Raw genomic sequence first — 21,468 nt, 5'->3', positions numbered from 1 at the left:
AAAATAAACAGAGATCAGGATCAAGGTGGGTAACAAATTGGACTCTAACACCAAGGCTGCCTCGTCCTGAACATCACCTCTTCAACAATATAATCTAAATCATAGATGATGAAAAGCTAGAAACATAGACTAACCTGAACGGTTAAGTGCCAACAAAAATATAAAAAAAAGGGCCCCCTCAGTTATGAAGGAGCCTTTGAATGCACATCTGTATGCTATATATGAGTTAGCCCGCACTACCAAGAAATACATAACGGAGAATAATCAGAATAGCAAGTACCCACATCATCCAGTGAATATCGTATTTTTTCTTGCCAGCAAGGTTAGCTACACAAGCAAGGATTACATAAGTTACGATACCAAAGGAAATACCATTAGCAATATTATAAGTGAAAGGCATGATTACTAGAGTAAGGAACGCTGGAATCGCAACAACCATATCTTGAAAATCAATTTCGCGAATCGATTGTGCCATGAGCACGCCTACGACAATCAATGCTGCGGCTGTAGCAGATCCAGGGATCAGAGCCACTATTGGTGCAAGGAATAACGCAAGCAAGAAGCACACACCCGTTGTTACAGCTGTAAGACCTGTACGTCCACCTTCAGCAACACCTGCCGCGCTTTCTACAAAAGCAGTAGTAGTGGAAGTACCCAATGCCGCACCACCAGCTACAGCAATGGCATCGACAAACATTGCATTACCTACACGTTTGTTACCTTCTTCAGGGTTGTCCATAATACCAGCGCGTTGAGCAGTACCTACAAGTGTACCAAATGTATCGAACAATTCTACAAAAGTGAATGTTGCGATTGCTGAAACAATACCGGTGTGCAGGATACCATCCCAGTCAAATTCGAAAAAGTTCAATTGCGTCAGGTCAGGCACCCAAGGGGTTGTCGGACTGGACAATGAGCCAAAATCAACTACACCCATCAGTATACCCGCGAGGGTTGTACCCAAGATACCGAATAAAATCGCACCTTTAACTTGCAGTACCATCAGGATGGAAATAAGAAGCAATCCGATAATTACCAATTGTACATCAGTGTTCTCTAGACTACCCATATGAATAATTGTTTCAAAGGATAGGACGTCTGTGAATGTATTGGCGGAAATATCTTTACCAGCTTCGACACCAATCGTCATCAAACCACTGTTCTTAAGCCCAAGGATTGTAATGAACATCCCGATACCTACGGTAATGGCATGCTTCAAGCTGTCAGGAATGGCTGTCAGTAAGATCTGCCGCACTCGGGTAACCGTGAGCAGGATGAAGATCAAACCGGAAATAAATACTGCAGTCAGACCCATTTGCCAAGTGAATGGATGTTCTGAGGTTGCAGAAGACAAAATTACGGAAGCAAAGTATGCATTAAGTCCCATACCTGGTGCCAATGCTACTGGAAAGTTTATAAACACGCCCATTGCAATGGTGAAAATACCTGCTGCCAGCGCAGTCGCTAGAAATACAGAGTACCAGCCCATATCGATGCGGCCAAATGCTGTTAATGTGCTCGGATTAACCGACAGGATGTAAGCCATAGCCATGAACGTAGTCAAGCCGGCCATTATCTCTGTACGTACTGTAGTGCCGTTCTCTTTCAACTTGAAAAACCGATTCAAATTGTTCTCCCCCTAAGGTATGTTGTGGCTGACAGCAACAAAAAGCCGGTATCTGATCGACACCGGCTCGAAAAAAAGAGTAGCACCCATGACTATAGCCCTAGATTCAGGCTAATACGGGTTGCTCAGCTCTTCTTAATCGTAGCCAGGTCATTACGGTGACCTCGTAGAAACTTCCAGGCCTATTCCCGGAAATATACGAAAGAATTATGTTGTTGTGCTTTATCATTTTAGGGGGACATCACATAAGTTGTCAATGAAAAAAGCGAACATTTTCGACTTTATTTTTTCTATTGTTCGTAATTCATACATTTTTATCTTTAACTCCAACCCCAAAATCCATTAAATCATGCAGCTTATTAACTATCAAAAGCCTTATTAAATGGGTATTTTTCCCTATAAAACAGTTTCAACATGCCCTAGCTTATTGGTCTTTGGAATACTGATAGCTATGCCAAGAATTAGCAAAATGCCCTATAGCTAAACAAATCACTGCAATACCTAACCAAAAAGATCTGCCCCATATAGCCGCAAATCCAAATGCACAAACAGGGAGAACTGCCATGGGAATCGGAAGAAACAATAATGGAGCCCATAATAATCTGAATTGCTGTCCCTTAACCATATAACGAATCCATAAACCGTAATAAATCGTGATAAACACAAAGATAAGTCCAGCCCAGATCCCGAATTCTACATTTTCGAAGTTATCCTTTGAAATCACAAGAATGGCTATACCCCCCAACTGCCCTACTCTCTCCAAAAGGGTATAGACGATACCGGCATCTTTTAAACCGCTGGGAACATGATCGGGCGGAAACTTAATTATCAGCAAACTTGGGGCAAGAATAACCATAGCTATTAGTGTTCCAATAAGTGAGAATCCCATTCTACTGGCTCCTGTAAGTTTATTTTTTCCAGTTTATCACATTCTCTATAGTTGCTATATAGGGTCCGTCACAAGCTTCACGGTTAATAAAAAAACCTGCAGTCCCTTAATAAATAAGGAGCTGCAGGTTTCTTATTGCTATATGCTATTCCCACTCAATCGTTGCAGGTGGTTTCGAAGTAATGTCATACACTACACGGTTTACGTTCTCAACTTCGTTGACAATACGTACAGAGATTTTTTCAAGAACATCCCATGGGATACGTGCCCAGTCAGCGGTCATGCCATCGATGGAAGTTACTGCGCGGACACCTACTGTGTAGGAATACGTACGAGCATCACCCATAACTCCGACACTCTTCATGTTAGGAAGTGCAGTGAAGTATTGCCAAATTTCACGGTCTAATCCTGCTTTAGCAATTTCTTCTTGCAGAATGTAGTCAGAATCACGAACGATGGTAAGCTTGTCCTCTGTTACTTCACCCAAGACACGAATAGCAAGACCTGGACCTGGGAAAGGCTGACGCCATACGATCGCACGTGGCATGCCCAGCTCTTCACCGAGTTTACGAACTTCATCCTTAAACAAGGTGTTTAGCGGCTCGATCAAGCTGAATTTCATATCTTCTGGCAGACCGCCCACATTGTGGTGGGATTTAATGGTTTGCGCTGTAGCTGTTCCACTCTCAACGATATCCGTATAAAGCGTACCTTGTGCAAGGAATGAAAAATCTCCGAGCTTAGCTGACTCTTCGTCGAAGCAGTAGATAAACTCGTTACCAATGATTTTACGTTTTTGCTCAGGGTCTTCAACACCTGCAAGTTTGCTCATGAAGCGATCGCGTGCATCGATTTTCACTACATGAATATCGAATTTGCCTACGAAAGTCTCCATAACGCTTTCTGCTTCACCTTTACGCAGAAGACCGTGGTCAATAAACATACAAGTCAATTGATCTCCAATTGCACGGTGGATAAGCATAGCCACAACGGAAGAATCCACTCCGCCACTAAGAGCGCAGAGTACTTTTTTATCTCCGACTTGATTGCGAATATCTTGAACGGCTTCATCGATAAACGATTCCATTGTCCATTTGCCGTCGCAACCACAAACTTGGTATAAGAAGTTCGAGATCATCTCGTTACCTTGAACGGAGTGACGTACTTCTGGGTGGAATTGCACAGCGAACAATTTGCGCTCCGCATTGCTCATTGCTGCAATTGGAGCACTTTCTGTACCTGCATCCAGCTTGAAGCCTGTTGGAAGCTCAACTACATGGTCACCGTGGCTCATCCATACAGTCTGGCGGTTCTCCAATCCTGCAACTAAAGCAGTTCCTTCTGCAAAGTCAACATCAGCTTTACCATATTCCCGTTTAGCTGAACGTTCTACTTTACCATCAAGCTGATGAGCCATCAGCTGCATACCATAACAAATACCGAAGATCGGCACTCCTAGATCATAAATAGCCGGATCTACGTGTGGTGCATCTTCAGCGTATACACTGCTAGGTCCGCCGGAGAAGACAATTCCTTTAGGCGAAAGTGCTTTAATCTTGTCAACTGGCGTATTGTACGGCAAAAGTTCGCTGTATACTCCCAGGTCCCGAATTCTGCGCGCGATAAGTTGGTTGTATTGTCCTCCAAAATCGAGAACGACGATAATTTCATTTGGCTTGTTCATTACGTGCCTCCCTTGATTATTGGATTCATTATACTCATGGTTAATTCTCATCGTCAAGGAAAGGAGGACACGCCTCTCATAATCAGAGAGTGATAAAACTTCATGCAGAACCTTCCTTGCTATGGCATAAATTAGATAGCGGATCTAAGCGTTCTTGCCCGTTTATGTTAAACGGAAGGTAATGATCAGACATTCGCGAATAAACGCGTTCGCATCAGAAGCCGCAGGTTCGCCGCCAAGGTCGGGAGCGGATTTTAAGGAATTGCCGCGGGCAGAGATCACGGCTGTGGATGCCAAAGCTGGCGCGTACGCCAGGGTCTCCCACTGGCGGACGAACTGCCGGACGGCCACGTATAGTCCGGCATCGTAAATCCGCAGGGAGTCCACATACTCCCTGCCAGTAACGCCGGGCGGCGGCGGTCCAAACCGCTCCGCCAGCCCGTGCCAAGCCAGAGAGGCCGCGCGCAGCTGCCTCTCACGGCTCAAGCTGCTGCCGCGACACGCGGCCAGCAGCAGAGCCAGACTGCGCCGCCAGCGCCAAGCGGCGGCGGGAAGCAGCGCCGCGGCAGTCAGCGGCGCTGAAAAGGGTCCGCCCGCCAGCGGCAGGACGGGTAGTTCCGCGCTGCGCGTTGCTTGCGGCGCGAGCGCCGCTGCCGCAGGCCGTGCCGGCGCGGGGAAGCCAGCCGCAAGCGCAGGCCCCGGCGTCGGATCGAAAGGAACCCAACCTGCGCCGGCAAAATAAACCTCTACCCAAGCATGCGCATCCCCTTGGGTGACTAAATACTTCGCCGGCATGGCTTCCTCCTGCTGGGTTCCAGGTCCGTACCCTTGAACATACCGCGCTGGAATGCCTGTGCTTCGCAGCAATACGGTCATCGCTGTTGCAAAATGCACACAATAACCTTGCTTGGTCTCAAACAGGAAATGATCCACAAAATCAGCGCCAGCTGGCGGAACCATGGTATCCAGCGTGTAAGAATACCCGTTTTGCAAATAATCCCGAATGGCGGTTGCGGAGTCATATCGGTTATCCGAGGAAGCTGTGAGCTTCTCTGCCAGAGCTTTCACTCGCTCAGGTAATAAATCAGGCAGCTGCAAATATTTGTTCTTTATTTCTTGAGGATCAGCATCACCCAACCCGCGCAGCAGTACTGGATTACTCTCGGGAAGTATAGAATCAACTCTATACTCAGTGATCCGAGTTGAACCCGCCGAATCTGGCAGACGAAAGGTATCCCTGTCCTTATTCGCCAGAACATAACCAAGCTGGCTGCCATTAGATAGTTGAACTGTCTCAACATCCGTTATGGTGCCCGCATTGAATACAGGAATTCCTCCGGAAGAAGGGCTGGCAAATTGTATCCGCTGTTGTAAAGTCCGTCCACCATTAGTAGTAGTTACCGTCGCCGGAATCTGAGGCAGGCTGGACAAGTTAAGCGGAGTAAATTCCTCACCACCTCTGATCCAACGGCGTCCGTCATAATAGGCAATGCTCTCCCCGCGCCAATAGGTACGCAGGCTGGTCAATGCTGTGAAGACTGGCTCGGTATTGCGTGACAATGGAGCACCCAGTTCTCCATCATTTGTACTATACCCTGTTGTTCCTGCAGGTATAGCCTCATTATCTTCCGGCATATGGCCCGAAGCCCATTCCTGCAGCTTTTCAAAGGTTGACTGGAGTGTAGTTTGGTTAGGCGGTCGTACTTCATATACCTGCCCACCGAACCATGCTGTCATCATTACGAATATGGCAGCCGCTAATGCCAAAACTCCCCATCGGGCATACGGCAGGTGAATGCTGCCCACCCGTTCCCGCAGACGGAGCAAACCACTCATTGCTTGCATCCATACAATAAGCCCCACTGATATTACAACATCCGTTGTCGTATTAACGCCAAAGCCAATATCCAGAACCAATAGATAAATGAGGGTCACCGCTGTAAACAGCAGCGTGCTTCCTCTGAAAAGTGCAAGCTGCTGCACCGAAGATACCAGCAGCCCCCAGCCAACAATCAAAATCAAAAGTCTGCTGATCTCGCTAAGCTGAGAAACATGCCCTGAAAAGAGCAAAATCAGATCATTTGGAATTTCTACTGCATAAATGCCCAACCATCCTGTCCCTACGCTCTCACTGCATAGATATAGCCAAGCCGTGCCGATCATCAAACATTGGATACTTAGCAATAGCCATCCGGGAATCTGAAGGATTCCCCACATCAACAGCACGGCAGCAGAAATCATCAGAATCTGCAGCAATCTAGCAGTATCTTCCAATGAAGTCGTTCTATATAAAGGGAGCAGCCATTCTAAAAACAGCCCCAAAATAGCCAAAGAGAACAGCATGCGATAATACAGAGGTATCTTTCTCTGTTTACCGGCATGACTGCTCTCTAGTTTTTCCAAATGGAGCTGCTTTGGTTCCTTCCCACTTTGCCCATTCATAGAGAAGCTTGTGTCACCCGGTATCCGCTTACCGTAGCGTTGGTTTTCCGGATGATTCATGGTACTCTACCTCCCTGAGCCTGTAAGCTGGCAATGCATCATCCAGACAAAACATCCGTGCTCCCAGACGACCCAGACTATCCCCAACCGTTCCCCGCACAGGCTGGCGGATCTCCTGCAGCGTTACCTCCGCAGGCACCGGAGCTGGCTGATCCCAAGCATAATAGAGCTCAACTTTTACACCTTGCACTAAGAATTTAGCGATAACCTTAGCGGATTGTTCCTCTAATCTTCCGGTCACTATAGCAACGGTCATTCCCGGAATCCAGCCTCTAGAAGCATCCTCCAACAGCTCGGACAGGGTTCTTGTTCCATTCGGAGAAATATCAGTTAGAATATCCAGCACTCTCCCTGGGATTTTGCCCAGTCCTTCATGCCTAGCCATTCCTTCTGGCCAGCCTCCGCTGAATAACTGGACATAAGCACCTGACTGCTCAGCAAAGAGCATCAGCCCCATCGCCGTTGACACCGCCTTCTCAAATACCGGTGGCTGCTCTTCCCGACTGCCACGAGGTGTAAGTGCATTGGCTGGAATCTCATAGCTTTTTGGATCATTAGCCAACACGATACAGCTCATTTTTGCCTTTTCACGCTCTGGAACTTTGCTCTGCAGATTCCCTAGCCGGGCACTGTTCTTCCAATGGATTCGGCTAAGTGGATCACCGGGCTCATATTCCCGCGATTCCATGGTCTCATCATTGCTGCTTCTTCCCCTTCTGGAATAGAGCGAATCACCGCTAATAAAGCCGCTGTCCGGGACTGCTCCGCCATAATATAGGGGGGCTGGCAGCACTTTAATGCTATGCTCTTCAGCAGGCTCAGATCGGCCTGTGAACCAGCCGGGCAAATCTCCCCAGGTTACTCTACAGCCCTGCAAATGATGATGTCCGCGTGGCATATTCTCAAGAATGTAGGTGTATTCAAAAGAGCGTCTGAATCCCGGAAACAGTAGCTTGTGATGTCCTCTGTCCCCCCAAAAATCAGCGATAGTCAGCCATGGCAGTGGAAGCCGGGCAGAGAAATTCACCCGCACCTTCACAAGCAGTGTATTTCCAGCTATCGGTCTTACAGGAGTGATTGTACGTTCAATCTTTATCGCCCGTGGACCTGAAAGTTGAACGATAAGTCCGCCAACCATGATAACGCCTACAGCGATCAGCAGAAATAAGAGTGATGCGCCTCCGCGCCATGCATATAAAACACCTATAATTCCAGCCACAGTCAGCACCCGCAACCATTCAGCCAATGCACTACGGCTACGCGGATAGGAGAAGCTTCTAACTCTTTCAGTCTTGTTATTTAATTTGTGCTCTACTTTTTTTGAAGAGGACAATGGAACGAACACCCTTCCTTTGGGTCTAGACTTGTTCCCAGCTGAGGAACTTATTACTATCTATTCTTCCCATGAAAAAGGGTGCCCAGACATTGTTTTTTTCTTTTAGAAAAACTGCCCGAGCGCTAAATCTCAGAAGGCTATTACCCGGCGCTCACCTTCCGTCACGCTTATATTTAAAGGAGGGTGATCGGCTGTCTCCAGCAGCTCACGCAGCGATACCCAGATAGAACCGCCAATCATCTCCACACTGGCACCGTTTATCTTTTGAACATGATCAGGAAGATTTAAAAGGAGTTCCTTGTTCGCCACATCCGCGATGATATCTTTGCCGTTCCAGGCAATCCTTCCACTGCGACTGCCCGCATCCCAGCTAATCTGCCCTCCCAGCCGTTCGATCACAGCGCGAAGTGGCACCATATATTTTCCTTTTTGCAGAGTATATTCACCTGGCGCCAGCTTCGTCTCCAGCTTTCCAACCTCCAGCACCAAAGGTTTGCCGGGCGCAAACAGCTCTGCATTCGGTATGATATTCGAGGTGATCCAAGCTTCCGAAGGTTTCACTCTGCCCAAGCTATTGGCTTTTGAGGAGACTCTGAATTGTACAGGCTCCACCGTCTCATCTAAAAGGCCAAAGCTGTATCCAGCAGCCTTATAACGCGCAATAATATCAGGCAGTGCTTTAACACTCTCCTGATGGCCGCCGCCATCATGCAGCAGCAGAATAACCCGAGAGGACTTCAGATCCGCGGTTGACTCTTTTAAGATTTCTGACGCCGGTACCCCTTTGCGTTTGGAATCCCCGCTGTCCACCGTCCAATCCGTAACGATATAACCGGCTTGCTTCAACAAATTGAAGTAGGTATTATCAAAGTGATCAAAGGTTCCGCCCGGGGCGCGGATAAGTTGTGGGCGAACCCCTGTAATGCCCCGAATAATTTCTTCGGTCTTTTTAATCTGGCTCCAAAATTCAGTGAATCCACTATATAAATCATGGTAATTATGATTATAGGTATGATTGCCAATAGCATGTCCTTGTTCCCATATGGCATTAATTAGCTCTGGATGGCTTTTCGCTTGATTACCAAGGACAAAAAAGGTCGCCTTCACACCTTGCTGCTGTAAAATTTCAAGAACGTTGAAGGTATTGTCACTCGGTCCGTCGTCAAATGTAATATAGACTGTTTTTGAAGCTTTCTTTGCGGCTGTGATTGCCGAATATGTTGTTGACACCTTGGATACTTGTGCCGTACTGGAATTCAATTTAACTTCTGGAGAAGCAGTCACAATGGACTCTGCTTTAGGAGGCAATTCTTGCATCGCCACTAACGGGAGATTATTCTTAACAGAGACAGACTCCGCACTTGCGGACTGTAATGAACGATTCATCCAAGAATCTACACTCTCCCCTGCGTTCCATCCCAGCATTACGATGACGATTACAACCATAACAAGCAATCCGCGTATGAAGTTTCGGCGGCCGTGAGTGTTTTTGTTACCTTTCATCTTCTCTACCTCCAGCATTCTATTGGCTCAAAAGCCATTTGGTAGATTGTATGAAGACAAGCTTCAAAATAGAATAAGGCAACTGCCCCTTGGAGAGTGAGAATCTTATGGAAATGCTGAACTTTATACAAGAATTATTCAGCAAATATGGATATAGCGTATTGTTTTTTGGATTGCTGCTCGAATTCGTTGCCTTGCCGTTTCCCGGAGAAACTACCATGGCTTTTGCAGGTTTCCTTTCCTATACGGGAAGACTTGATTTCATAACGCTGATTCTAGTGGCGTTTGCAGGGACCACCGCCGGGATGACCCTCACCTATTTTGTCGGATTAAAAGCCGGAATGCCCTTCATCCAGCGATACGGCAAGTGGTTGCTGTTCTCCCCTGCCAAGCTGGATAAAACGCAAAAATGGTTCGAGAAATACGGCAGTATCCTTATTTCCATCGGATATTTTATTCCAGGCGTTCGTCACTTCACCGGCTATTTTGCTGGTATAGTTGCGCTGCCCTTTCGTAAATTCGCCCTCTACGCTTATAGTGGAGCATTATTCTGGGTAGTGCTGTTTCTTGGCATAGGACGGGTATTTGGTCCGCAGTGGATGGGTATTTTCCATTTATTCGAGTTATATGCACTATGGATTATCTCCGGCTGTGTAGCTATAGCTGCCCTTGTAATCCTGTATCGCTACCGCAAAAAGATAAGCATCCGCCTGTTCCCGCGCAAAGCTGCCATAAAGCTACAGACTCAGGTCAAAAAAACTTCCAAGGGACGGTGAAGCCACCGCCCTTTTTAAGTACGTTTTTTCTTGCTGCGTACCCCCGATATCCTGCAAGCAAAAGCGCAACTGCGGCAAATCCCGCTCCCCCAACAAACCCTACCATTCTTGGCTCCACCCCTTCTAATAGCCACCCGGCGAACAGCATAGATAACCCCAGCAGCGTATTTCCTACTGCAGACAGAAGTCCAAACACAAAGGGCTGTATAGCAGATGGCGTTTTCCGCATAACAAGCGTATCCAGACAGGCATTCCCCGTCCCCCCGGCAAATGACAGCAGAATGTATAACATTAATGCTGCCGCAAAATGATTGCTGACACTGATGCCCATCAATAATACACCTTCGAGCAAAAGCCCTCCGATGGCTACAATCAGCAGTCCCTTTTTTAAATAACGTGAGATAAAAAAACTAAGGCTAAGACCGACGCCAAGCGCCGCATAAAATGCCCCTACTCCAATATCGCCCGTGTGAAATACCTGTATCGCATATACACTGATCAGTACATTATCCAGACCATTTAACAACGGCACCAACAGCTCATAACCGAAAATGACCTGCAGCGTTAGGCTCCCGCCAATTACCATTCCCAGAGCACGCAGCCGACCGTATTTTGCTTCTTCAGCAGATTTTTCTAAGTCCCCCTCAGGAGAATATGTAGCCTTCTTAGCCACCGTCGCCATTTCCGTATGTTGTGGAAACTCGATACCGTAAATTAATATCGCCGCAATTAAAAAAGACACTGCATTCATAATGAACGCTGCCTCCGGACCAAACCACATCGACACCACCCCTCCACAAAACGCCCCAAGGATCAGCACGCAGCCGCTCATTAACTGCTCTAGTCCGTTGACGGTCAGCAGAGAATCTTTGGTGACGAGCAAGGGGATTGTGGACTTACGAACAGGGCTGTAAATGGCTTCGCCCGCTGCCAGTAAAAAACTTGCCATATATAACAACCACAGGTTCTCCTCCCCATCCACCCATAAAAAGGCTAAGGCTACTGGGACCCTCAGCATATCTGTAGCTATCATGATATATTTGCGTGGAATTTTACTGCCAAGTATGCCTCCAAGCGGGGCCAGGAATAAATAAGGAAGCAGTCTCACACCTAACGAAATCCCCACCGCCATGCCTGATCCCGTCAACTGCAGAACCAGCGCCAGTACTGCAACGCTAGTAAAACGATCACCAATTCCATTGATCAAGCCGGCTGTGAACAATCGTGAATATCCCTTATGACTCCTAAACATCGCAACAGCTGAGTGATTATTCATAAAATAAACCTCATTTCATCTATTTATACATATATCTAATTAGATATTAATCGAATCATTTATTTATGACAATGCTTTATTTTCAAGGATTTGCTAAGATGAAATACAGCATTACTTCACGGAAATCTCCGGGAAAGAAGGAATTGTCTTTTGAAAATAGATCGATTGCTCTCTATCGTTATCCTGCTAATGAACCGCCGCCTAATTCAGGCGAAGGAGCTAGCCGATATGTTCGAGGTATCTGTGCGCACGATTTATCGTGATATTGAAAGCATTAATGGAGCCGGAATTCCTATCGTCACCTATCAGGGAGCTAACGGTGGGATCGGGCTTATGGAAGGATACCGGCTGGACCGCAATGTCTTGACGGATCGTGAGCTGGCGGATATTTTCACGGCTCTGCAGAGCGTCTCGTCTTATGGAGGAAATGAACATACGCTGCTCATGGAAAAGATCAGCAGCGTAATCCCGCCCTCCCAATCCGCCGCCTTCCGCAGCAAAACGACTCAGCTCATCATCGACTTCTCCCCATGGGGTCTTCAACGTATTTTGGAAGAGAAGCTTGCCACTCTAAAAGAAGCACTTGAGGAAAGCGTGACCGTAAACTTTGATTATGTAGATGCTGCGGGTCAGACAAGCCAGCGTTCGGTAGAGCCCTATACTTTAGTGCTGAAGGGGCAAGCCTGGTACTTATATGGATTTTGTCTGAATCGTCAGGATTTCCGTCTGTTTAAGCTGTTGCGCATGAAAGAGCTCGTTAAGAATACCCAAGTTTTTATTGCAAAAGATGTAGATGCAAGCGAGCTGCCTTGGAGCAACGAGTATCAGAGATCAACCGTAACAACAGCAACACCCATCGTTTTGCAGTTTAAGGCTGAAAGCAAACATCTAGCGGAAGAGCGGTTTGATTCTACCGAGCTACTGCCCGACGGTAATGGAGGTTACAAGGTTACCATCAACTATCCTGAGGATGGATGGCTGTATGGTTTCCTGCTAAGCTTCGGGATGCATGTAGAGGTCTTAGAGCCACCGCATATTCGGCAAAAGCTGGGGCAGCTTGCAGCAGGCATAGCAGCAAAATATACAACCTAACAATAAACCTGACGGAATGCCGTCAGGTTTATTGTTCTATACTGAACTTAAAGCGGGCGCTCGAGAGCTTGCATACCTTTAAAGGAGTGTTAAATATGGGACATGAACATGTAGAGCAAGGAGATCTTAAAATTTGTCAAAGCTGTGGGATGCCAATGCCTACGGCGGAATTGCTTGGAACGGACCAGAATGGCAACAAGATCGAAGATTACTGTGTGTACTGCTATGAGAATGGCGCATTCAAACAGCCTAATATCACGTTGCAAGAAATGGCTGACATTTGTACAGGCTATATGGTCGAAGAAGGAATGGATGAGAATGTTGCCCGTAAACTTCTCGCGGAGCAGCTGCCACATTTGAAACGCTGGAGCGATCCTGCAGCTGTGTCTCCAGCTAACTAATAGCAGCACAACAAAAAGAAGCGCCCTAGGAACCATAACGGTTCGTAGGACGCTCCTTTTTCCATTCTTTTTTAGCCCAGTTTTTTATTGATTGTCCTGCTGTGGCTGCACTTCCTCCGTCTTCAGGAAGTCTGGCTGCGGTGAAGTCTTTTTAATAAAGAAAGCCAATACCAAAGCAATTACAGTGATCCAGGTAGCAATGTTAAAGGCATGCGTAACCCCGCTAATTGTAGCCTCTTGCGTAAGCTTAAGCATGGCTGCTTTATCGTTTAACGAAACCGTTCCGCTCATAAGCGTATCAGTGATTGTGCTCTTCGTCTTATTGGTCATTAGACTGACGAACAACGCCATTCCCAGCGCGCCCCCGACCGTCCGCAACGTATTCGACATTGCTGTACCATGCGAGCTTAAACGCTGTGGCAGCTGGTTAAGTCCAGCCGTTACAATCGGCATCGATAACATCGACATGCCTAACATCCGAACCGTGTAAGTAATAATCATATGCGTATACGTCGTACTGTCTGTAAGCTGGCTGAATTGCCAAGTCGTAATTACTGTAATAATCAGGCCTACCACAGACAGCCATCTTGCCCCGATTTTATCAAATATAATCCCCGTGATTGGAGACATAATTCCCATTAGAATGGCTCCCGGCAAAAGCATAAGACCGGACTCCATTGGCGTAAAGCCACGGATCGTCTGCAAATAAATCGGCAGCAAAATCATACCCGAATATAAAGCCATCGTAATGATGATATTGATTAATGTCGTGAGTGAATACATATTGTATCTGAAAATCCGGAACTCAAGCAGTGGTGTCTCAGCCTTGAGCTCTCTCCATACGAATAAAGCCAGTGCAATCACACCCACAATGAGGCAGGTAATGACTGTTGCACTTCCCCAACCATCGGTTCCAGCATCACTGAAGCCGTACAACAATCCCCCAAAACCAATTGTAGACAGGATAACACCCGTTTTATCCAGTTTCGGAGAGGTTGTTTGCCCTACGTTTTGCATTGTTTTCATACCTAGCAAGGTAGAAAGAATGGCCAGCGGAAGAACGATAAAGAACAATACACGCCAAGAATAGTTCTGAACTACCCAGCCTGACAACGTTGGACCAACAGCTGGAGCAAAAATCATGGCTACCGCCATTAGCCCCATCGCTTTCCCCCGCTCTTCAAGTGGGAAGATGCGAAGAAACACAATATTCATTAACGGCATCAAAATCCCTGCGCCAACCGCCTGAATGACTCTGCCGACCATGATCATTTCAAAGCCTGTTCCGATTCCACAGACAAGTGTACCTAACGAAAAAAGTGACATCGCGGTGATGAATAGCTGGCGGGTCGTAAACTTTTCCACCAGAAATGCACTAATCGGTATCAGCACACCGTTCACGAGCATAAATCCCGTTGTTAGCCACTGTGCCGTATTCGTAGCGATTTTTAGATCGTCCATTATGCTCGGCAATGCCACATTAAGAAGTGTTTGGTTCAAAAGTGCGACAAACGCACCTATTAAGAGCGCTGCAATAATCGGTCCTCTACGTATTCCCTTAGTTGCCGCTGCAGCGTTACCTGTAATTGTACTCATAAATTCTATTTGTCTCTCCCCTGCTCTAAGATCTGAATGATTTCGTTATGAATCCTAAGTAATTCACCTGCATCCTTGGCAGGTATATTGGATAGTGGAAGTAAGTGTCTTCTGAGCGATTGCTTACTTCTTTCCCTGATCTCTCTGCCCTTTTCAGTAATCGCCAAGTTGTATATACGCCGATCTACCTCAGAGCGCTGTCTTGTGATCAAATCGGCTTTCACCATCCGGTCCACTACGCCGCTCGCTGCACTGTTCCCCAAATGTAATAGCTCGGCAAGATCTGTAATGCCAATATCGGGATTTGCAGATATTTTGCGGAGAACCATTAACTGTGTTGGTGTGATGTCCAGCTCTTCGGCATCCTTCCACAGCAACTGCTGGAATGCATGGCTAATCCGGCGAAAAGAGGAGAAAATATCATCTAATTGCTGCTCCTTATCTTCCAAATCTTCACCTCCAAAGAATTAATTAGTTAGATCATCTAATAGTTCGCATGCGTACTATTTTACACCTTAACTAAATTTCGGTCAATAATTTGCTGTAACTTTCTGAAAGGTAATTTTATATTGCAGGAAAAACATGAAAATCATACATAAGTGCACAAAGCATAAAAAAGCGAACCAAGGTAGATCCTTGGTCCGCTTTTTCGTCTGAACAATGCTCAGGTTAAGCTGTATGAACTTTCAGGTAAAGTCTGCTGCTGAGGCTTATCCGGCAGTTTTAAATTAGATGGCTTAGTCTCTTCCTGGCTGCTGGCAATTGACATCATCAGCTTGATCCGATTCGCTTGGTTGACTACGCTGACTCCAGCATCATAGTCAATCGCCACGATATTTGCACCCGGATATAATTCCTTAAGACCTTTAATCATCCCACGCCCGGTGATATGGTTGGGCAGGCACGCGAACGGTTGAATACAGGCGATGTTGTTCACTCCATTATCCAACAAATCCATCATTTCTGCGGTTAAAAACCAGCCCTCACCCATCTGATTTCCTACGGACACCAGTCGGCTGGCCTTCTCGGCAAGACCATAAATATTCTCCCGTCCTTTAGCTAACCCCGCATCCTCAAGGGCAACCTTAATCGGCTTACGGTAAATTTCCAGATAAGAGATCAGCATGGGATTGATATAGCCGAGCCGTTTGCTTTTGCCGAATTGCTCAGCTTTGTAGATCGGATTATATACACAATAGAAAATGAAATCCAGGAAGTCCGGCATTACCGCCTCCCCGCCCTCTGCCTCGATCATCTCTATAATGCGGTTATTGGCATCCGGATGGAATTTGATCAGGATCTCACCGACAATGCCCACTCTTGGTTTAGCAATACCCGTAACGGGCAGCTTGCAGAACTCTGCAACAATCTCACGAATCAGGCGTTTGTATTCTCGGAATGAAAAGTTGGATAAGCTTGCCTTGCAACGCTCCATCCCTTTGCGGAATAGAACTTCCGCACTTCCTGGAACAACCTCATGCGGCCTAAAGTGATTTAACATCCGCATCATAAGATCACCATAACAAGCGGCAGCTATCAACCGATTCGCCAGCTTAAGACTGATGCGGAAACCCGGCTGATTCTCCATCCCCGAAGCATTGAGTGAAATCACCGGAATTTGTTCAAGGTCTGAATCCTTTAAGGCTTTGCGGAGCAAAGAAATATAATTCGTAGCCCGGCAGCCGCCACCCGTTTGTGACATAATCACAGCAGTACGATCCGGATCATATTCCCCACTCTTCAGCGCCGACAGAATCTGGCCAATCGTCACAATTGCCGGATAACACGCATCATTATTAACATATCTCAGACCTTCTTCTGTCTCTTCGGGTCCGGTAGTTTCAAGTATCTTCAGACGGTACCCGGCATCGCGAAAAACCTGCTCAAACAATTCAAAATGAATAGGCGACATCTGTGGTGCAAGGATGGTATAGGTCTCTTTCATTTCCTTCGTAAATAACACATTAGCCTGCACTTTTGGCGGCTTTTGCGGCACTACCTTACCTTTTTCACGCTCACGCATTGCCGCCAGCAATGAACGAAGCCGAATGCGCGCTGCACCAAGATTGCTGATCTCATCGATTTTGATCAATGTATATACCTTGTTATGTCTTTCCATAATATCCTGTACGGCATCACAAGTGATCGCATCGATCCCACAGCCGAAGGAAGTCAATTGAACAAGCTCCAGATCCGAGCGGACTGCAGCAAGGCGGGCTGCACGGTACATCCGGGCATGGTAGGTCCACTGATTCACAACAGCCACATCTCCTTCGCTGTGGTCCAGATGGCAGACAGAATCTTCTGTCAGCACGGCGAGTCCCATCCCGGTTATCATATCCGCTATCCCGTGATTAATCTCAGGATCGGCATGATAAGGGTGCCCGCAGAGCAGGATTCCTTTGGTTCCAGTATCAGCTAGATACACAAGGGTCTCCTCACCTTTAGTACGCACATCACTTTTGGCGTTATCAGCCTCTGTAAGTCCCGCCTGCACCGCGGACGTAATCTCATCTCGCGGAATGCTGGTAAATGTCTTCACCAGTCCTTTGGTCAGCGCAGAAATATCATCAAAGGTCAGGAATGGACTGACAAGCTTGATTCCATTGTCCTTTAACCCATCCATATTGTTGCGAATGACTTCGGGGTACGAGGCGACCACTGGACAATTGAAGTGATTATCCGCGGCTTCATCTTCTTTTTTCTCATACACCACCGCTGGATAAAAAATAAAATCGACACCTTTACCGATCAGGCTTTGCACATGTCCATGTGCCATCTTCGCAGGATAACATATCGATTCTGAAGGAATTGTATCCATTCCGCTTTCGAAAAGCTTCTTGCTGGATTTAGGGGAGAGAATCACCCGATAGCCAAGTTTGGTGAAAAAGGTGTGCCAGAACGGGTAATTCTCAAACATATTCATGGTACGCGGAATCCCGACGGTCCCCCGCCATGCCCCTGTTTCCGGTAAACTCTCGTACTCAAAAAACCGTTCATATTTATACTGCATCAGATTCGGCAGGACATTTTTCTCTTTTTTGACTCCTGCGCCACGTTCGCAGCGATTGCCGGTCACATAAAAGCTCTTATCCGGAAAACGACTGATCGTCAGCGCACAGTTATTCCCACAGCGGCCACAGCGGCCTGAAGAAACCTCATATTTAAAGCTGGCAAGCTCCTCTGGTCCAAGCAGCGTACTGGATCCGTTAACCCCGGCTTGCTCACGCGCAATCAGTGCACAGCCGTAAGCCCCCATTACGCCAGCTATATCCGGTCTAATCACCGTTCGCCCCGTCAAGGACTCAAAGGCACGCAATACAGCTTCATTATAGAAGGTACCGCCCTGAACGATGATATTTCGCCCTAAGTCCTCCGGATTGCGGATTTTAATTACCTTTTGCAGAGCATTCTTGATCACAGAGTAGGCAAGACCCGCCGATAAATCCGCTAATGACGCGCCCTCCTTCTGAACCTGCTTAACCTTAGAGTTCATAAATACCGTGCAGCGCGAGCCCAAATTAACAGGCTGAGTCGCTTCGAGTGCAGTCTTAGCAAATTCCTCGATGCCAAGTCCCAGGGCAGAGGCAAAGCTCTCCAGAAAAGAGCCACACCCCGCTGAACAGGCTTCATTGAGCATAAGGCTGTCGATAGCACCGCCACGGATCTTGATGCACTTCATGTCCTGACCACCGATATCCAGTATGAAATCTACTTCTGGCATGAACTTGGAAGCTGCCTTGTAGTGTGCAACAGTCTCTACTTCTCCGCCATCCGTCCGCAGAGCGGCCTTGATTAACCCCTCACCGTACCCTGTCACATATGAGCCTGCAATGTGGCAGCCTTCAGGCAGAACCCGGTAGATCTCCTTCAGTGCATCGCTGACCGAATGCAGCGGGTTGCCTTTGTTGCTGCCATAAAAGGTATAGAGAATTTCGTCAGCGGAACCGGTTAACACGAGTTTAGTTGTAGTTGAGCCGGCATCAATTCCTAGATAACAGGGCCCACGATATAAAGCTAAATTTGATCTTGCTGCAGAGGCTTTACCGTGACGAAGCCGAAATTCTGCAAGCTCAGCGGCATTCTCAAAAAGCGGCGGCAATTCAGCATCCGCAGCTCGATCCGCAGTAAAATCAACTGCCGCAATTCGCGTGATCCAGCTTGAAAGTGGCAACACGACTGGATCAGCTTCGGAGAGTGCAGCTCCAATCGCCACGAAATACTGTGAGCGTTCCGGGAACAGGATATCCTCCTCCGCCAGCTCCAGCGTTTCCGCAAAACGCTGCCGCAAGGCAGGCAGGAAGGTCAGCGGGCCGCCAAGAAAAGCCACCCGTCCTCGAATCGGACGTCCACAAGCAAGACCGCTAATCGTCTGATTAACGATACTCTGGAAGATCGAGGCCGCCACATCCTCCCGGCGTGCTCCTTCATTAAGCATCGGCTGCACATCGCTTTTGGCAAATACACCACAGCGTGAAGCTATGGGATAGATTCGCTCATGCTTCTCTGCCAAAACATTTAAGCCTGCCGGATCGGTCTGCAGCAGCGCTGCCATCTGATCGATGAACGCTCCCGTTCCGCCCGCGCAGGCTGTATTCATACGCTGCTCAATGCCGCCCCGAAGATATATTATCTTAGCGTCCTCTCCACCCAGTTCAATCGCCGTGTCACATTCCGGAATCAGCGCACTGATCGCCTTCGTGCAGGCTATCACCTCCTGAATAAAGGGAACTCCACCTAATTTGGATAAAGACAAACCCGAGGAACCGCTTACAGTAAGCCTAGCTCCCCTCTCTGGGAATCTGTCGCGTACATCAGACAGAAGAGAGAGGGCCGCTTTTTTAATATCGCTATAATGTCTTACATAGTCTTGATAAACAATGATGTCCCGCTCTATGACAACTAATTTAGCAGTAGTTGATCCGATATCAAGCCCAATATGCAGCATTATCACTCCACCACCTCTTCTTGCTCCAAATTTGAAGCAATTATGAGGAAACTATATCATGACAACACCTTATATAAGCTGTTAAAAATGTAATAGACATCTATAAAAAGTAATTAGTAAAATTTATGATTCGCTTATTCCTGCTATCGTGTTTGCGACATGCCCTTTTACCCGTACCTTCCGCCATTCTTCCACTAATATCCCCTGCTCATCAATCAGAAAAGTAGATCGCACAATCCCCATAAACTCTTTGCCGTAAAGTTTCTTAAGCTGCCATACGCCGAACATTTCACTTACCTTATGATCCTCATCAGACAGCAGTGGAAAGGGCAGACTATGCTTCTCTGTAAATTTAGCGTGCGATGTCAAAGAGTCCGGACTAATGCCCAGAACAACCGCACCCACCGCCGTGATTTGATCAAAAGCGTCACGGAATTCGCAGGCCTCCTGCGTGCAGGCTGGTGTCATATTTTTAGGATAAAAATATAAGATGACCTTTCGGCCCAAGTAATCACTCAAACTAACCTCATGCCCATTGGAAGAGGGAAGGGTGAAATTGGGTACTTTTTGTCCAATAGCTACTTCGTTCAAGATAGATCCACTCCTTCTTAAGATTGGGGAATTATTCCTAAATTGCACGTATCCCCAAAAGAAATTATAATGTAGTCAACGTGAATGCGAAAGGAAGAACGAGAAATGCCACCTAGAAAGAAAAGGCACGCAAAGACTGGTAAGTCAAAAAAGAAACCGCTGCTTTGGACGTTGGCCATTATACTCCTCCTTATTATCGGTGGGGCCATTTTCTACATTACAACCATTTACAATGAGCTTGGTAGCATGTCGAATACTGAAGATTCACCTTTTCAAAATGCAGAGACCGTTGATGTTGACACCCCTGAGCCTCCTAAATGGGAAGGTACAGAGCCGGTCAATATCCTATTAATGGGTGTGGATGCCCGAGGTGTGAAGAAAGGGGAAATCCCCCGTTCAGATACAATGCTCGTCGCTTCTCTTGACCCTGTGAAGAAGAAAATCAGTGTATTTTCAATACTGAGAGATACGTACGTTCCGATTCCGGATCATGGCGAGAAGCGTATTAATACAGCGATTATTTATGGACCTAATACTGCGATGCAGACCGTCAGCGATCTGCTCGGTATCCCAATTCAATATTATGTCTACACGGACTTCCAAGGATTCATCAAGCTGGTTGATGCCGTTGGGGGTGTGGATTATGAAGTCGAAAAAGATATGGTCTACAAAACCGTTGCAGACGGTCCGGAATATGATATTGATCTGAAAAAAGGATACCAGCATCTTGACGGCAACATGGCGCTACAATATGTTCGCTTTCGGCATGACGCTACCTCCGATTTCACTCGAACCGAGCGCCAACGCGGTTTTCTCAAGGCTGTGGCTGATAAGCTGATCAGCACCACCTCCATCGTCAAACTGCCAAATATCCTGTCGCAGGTTACGCCTTATATTGAAACCAATATGTCAGTTAATGATATGTGGAAGCTGGCAAGCGTAGGGTATAATAGCAGTATGGGTGGCAGCGAGCAAATTCCGCCAATGGATCTGCTCACCGAGGAAACTACAAGTGACGGATCACAGGTTATTGGAATTCGTAGCGAAAAGAAGCTAAAAGAATTTATACAGGATACCATAAATGGTCCTGAGCCAACACCAACCCCTACATCGGAGAACACCTCCAATAGCAGTTCTGGCGGGACCAATTAAGGGTCTGACAAGCAAAGTTCACATGTACACAAAGCAGTGACTTGGTATAATACGGGCGGACAACGGAAAACACCGTTGTTCGCCCGTTCCCTTGA

At 47.0% G+C, this 21,468-nt stretch carries 15 protein-coding genes and 1 riboswitch; of the genes, 4 read left to right on the top strand and 11 right to left on the bottom strand.

Features of this window, described 5'->3' with window-relative positions:
• Positions 1-226 precede the first annotated feature (226 nt).
• The 6 genes from PODO_RS03120 to PODO_RS03095 form a co-directional block, all read right to left on the bottom strand.
• The gene (locus PODO_RS03120; RefSeq protein ID WP_036679893.1) at positions 227-1,627 is read right to left on the bottom strand and encodes an NCS2 family permease; all 1,401 of its coding nucleotides are present in this window, start codon (positions 1,625-1,627) and stop codon (positions 227-229) included.
• Positions 1,628-1,749: 122 nt separating this feature from the next.
• A riboswitch (purine riboswitch) is annotated at positions 1,750-1,849 on the bottom strand.
• A 202-nt stretch (positions 1,850-2,051) separates the two neighbouring features.
• Positions 2,052-2,516 (bottom strand): hypothetical protein, encoded by a 465-nt coding sequence (locus PODO_RS03115; RefSeq protein ID WP_038568636.1) that lies wholly within the window; start codon positions 2,514-2,516, stop codon positions 2,052-2,054.
• 145 nt (positions 2,517-2,661) lie between these two features.
• Positions 2,662-4,200 (bottom strand): glutamine-hydrolyzing GMP synthase, encoded by a 1,539-nt coding sequence (gene guaA, locus PODO_RS03110; RefSeq protein ID WP_036679874.1) that lies wholly within the window; start codon positions 4,198-4,200, stop codon positions 2,662-2,664.
• Between the two features lie 162 nt (positions 4,201-4,362).
• Positions 4,363-6,702, bottom strand: a complete 2,340-nt coding sequence (locus PODO_RS03105) for a transglutaminase TgpA family protein (RefSeq protein ID WP_038568634.1) — start codon at positions 6,700-6,702, stop codon at positions 4,363-4,365.
• Positions 6,671-8,035 (bottom strand): DUF58 domain-containing protein, encoded by a 1,365-nt coding sequence (locus PODO_RS29820; RefSeq protein WP_052096755.1) that lies wholly within the window; start codon positions 8,033-8,035, stop codon positions 6,671-6,673. The genes PODO_RS03105 and PODO_RS29820 overlap by 32 nt, the downstream gene beginning before the upstream one ends.
• Positions 8,036-8,167: 132 nt before the next feature.
• Positions 8,168-9,541, bottom strand: coding sequence for a polysaccharide deacetylase family protein (locus PODO_RS03095; protein ID WP_038568632.1), 1,374 nt, complete (start codon positions 9,539-9,541; stop codon positions 8,168-8,170).
• Positions 9,542-9,648: 107 nt separating this feature from the next.
• Between PODO_RS03095 and PODO_RS03090 the strand changes: the two genes are divergently transcribed.
• Positions 9,649-10,317, top strand: coding sequence for a DedA family protein (locus PODO_RS03090; RefSeq protein ID WP_036679870.1), 669 nt, complete (start codon positions 9,649-9,651; stop codon positions 10,315-10,317).
• Here the strand turns inward: PODO_RS03090 and PODO_RS03085 are convergent.
• Complete coding sequence (locus tag PODO_RS03085) at positions 10,292-11,593, bottom strand: MFS transporter (protein ID WP_052096754.1); 1,302 nt, start codon at positions 11,591-11,593, stop codon at positions 10,292-10,294. The two genes, PODO_RS03090 and PODO_RS03085, sit on opposite strands and share 26 nt — an antisense overlap.
• 150 nt (positions 11,594-11,743) lie before the next feature.
• Between PODO_RS03085 and PODO_RS03080 the strand changes: the two genes are divergently transcribed.
• Together PODO_RS03080 and PODO_RS03075 are read left to right on the top strand one after the other, a co-directional pair.
• A complete protein-coding gene (locus tag PODO_RS03080) occupies positions 11,744-12,685 on the top strand; it encodes a helix-turn-helix transcriptional regulator (protein WP_036679868.1) in 942 nt (313 codons plus the stop codon).
• A gap of 95 nt (positions 12,686-12,780) precedes the next feature.
• A complete protein-coding gene (locus tag PODO_RS03075) occupies positions 12,781-13,086 on the top strand; it encodes a zinc ribbon domain-containing protein (RefSeq protein ID WP_052096752.1) in 306 nt (101 codons plus the stop codon).
• Between the two features lie 84 nt (positions 13,087-13,170).
• On the opposite strand, the gene PODO_RS03070 is transcribed toward PODO_RS03075, so the two are convergent.
• From PODO_RS03070 to bcp, 4 genes are all read right to left on the bottom strand, one after another.
• Entirely contained in the window at positions 13,171-14,682 is a 1,512-nt protein-coding gene (locus PODO_RS03070) for a DHA2 family efflux MFS transporter permease subunit (protein ID WP_038568630.1), read from the bottom strand.
• A 5-nt stretch (positions 14,683-14,687) separates the two neighbouring features.
• Positions 14,688-15,131, bottom strand: a complete 444-nt coding sequence (locus PODO_RS03065; protein WP_036679864.1) for a MarR family winged helix-turn-helix transcriptional regulator — start codon at positions 15,129-15,131, stop codon at positions 14,688-14,690.
• A gap of 215 nt (positions 15,132-15,346) precedes the next feature.
• The gene (locus PODO_RS03060; protein WP_080742390.1) at positions 15,347-19,630 is read right to left on the bottom strand and encodes a 2-hydroxyacyl-CoA dehydratase; all 4,284 of its coding nucleotides are present in this window, start codon (positions 19,628-19,630) and stop codon (positions 15,347-15,349) included.
• Between the two features lie 123 nt (positions 19,631-19,753).
• The gene (gene bcp / locus PODO_RS03055) at positions 19,754-20,221 is read right to left on the bottom strand and encodes a thioredoxin-dependent thiol peroxidase (protein ID WP_080742389.1); all 468 of its coding nucleotides are present in this window, start codon (positions 20,219-20,221) and stop codon (positions 19,754-19,756) included.
• Positions 20,222-20,326: 105 nt separating this feature from the next.
• Here bcp and PODO_RS03050 point away from each other — a divergent pair, with 105 nt between their 5' ends.
• The gene (locus PODO_RS03050; protein WP_038568628.1) at positions 20,327-21,373 is read left to right on the top strand and encodes an LCP family protein; all 1,047 of its coding nucleotides are present in this window, start codon (positions 20,327-20,329) and stop codon (positions 21,371-21,373) included.
• Positions 21,374-21,468: the final 95 nt, after the last annotated feature.

This window comes from Paenibacillus odorifer (assembly GCF_000758725.1).
Classification (GTDB): domain Bacteria; phylum Bacillota; class Bacilli; order Paenibacillales; family Paenibacillaceae; genus Paenibacillus_AQ; species Paenibacillus_AQ odorifer.
Note: the sequence above shows the minus strand (reverse complement) of the source record. Positions and strands in the feature narration are given on the sequence as shown.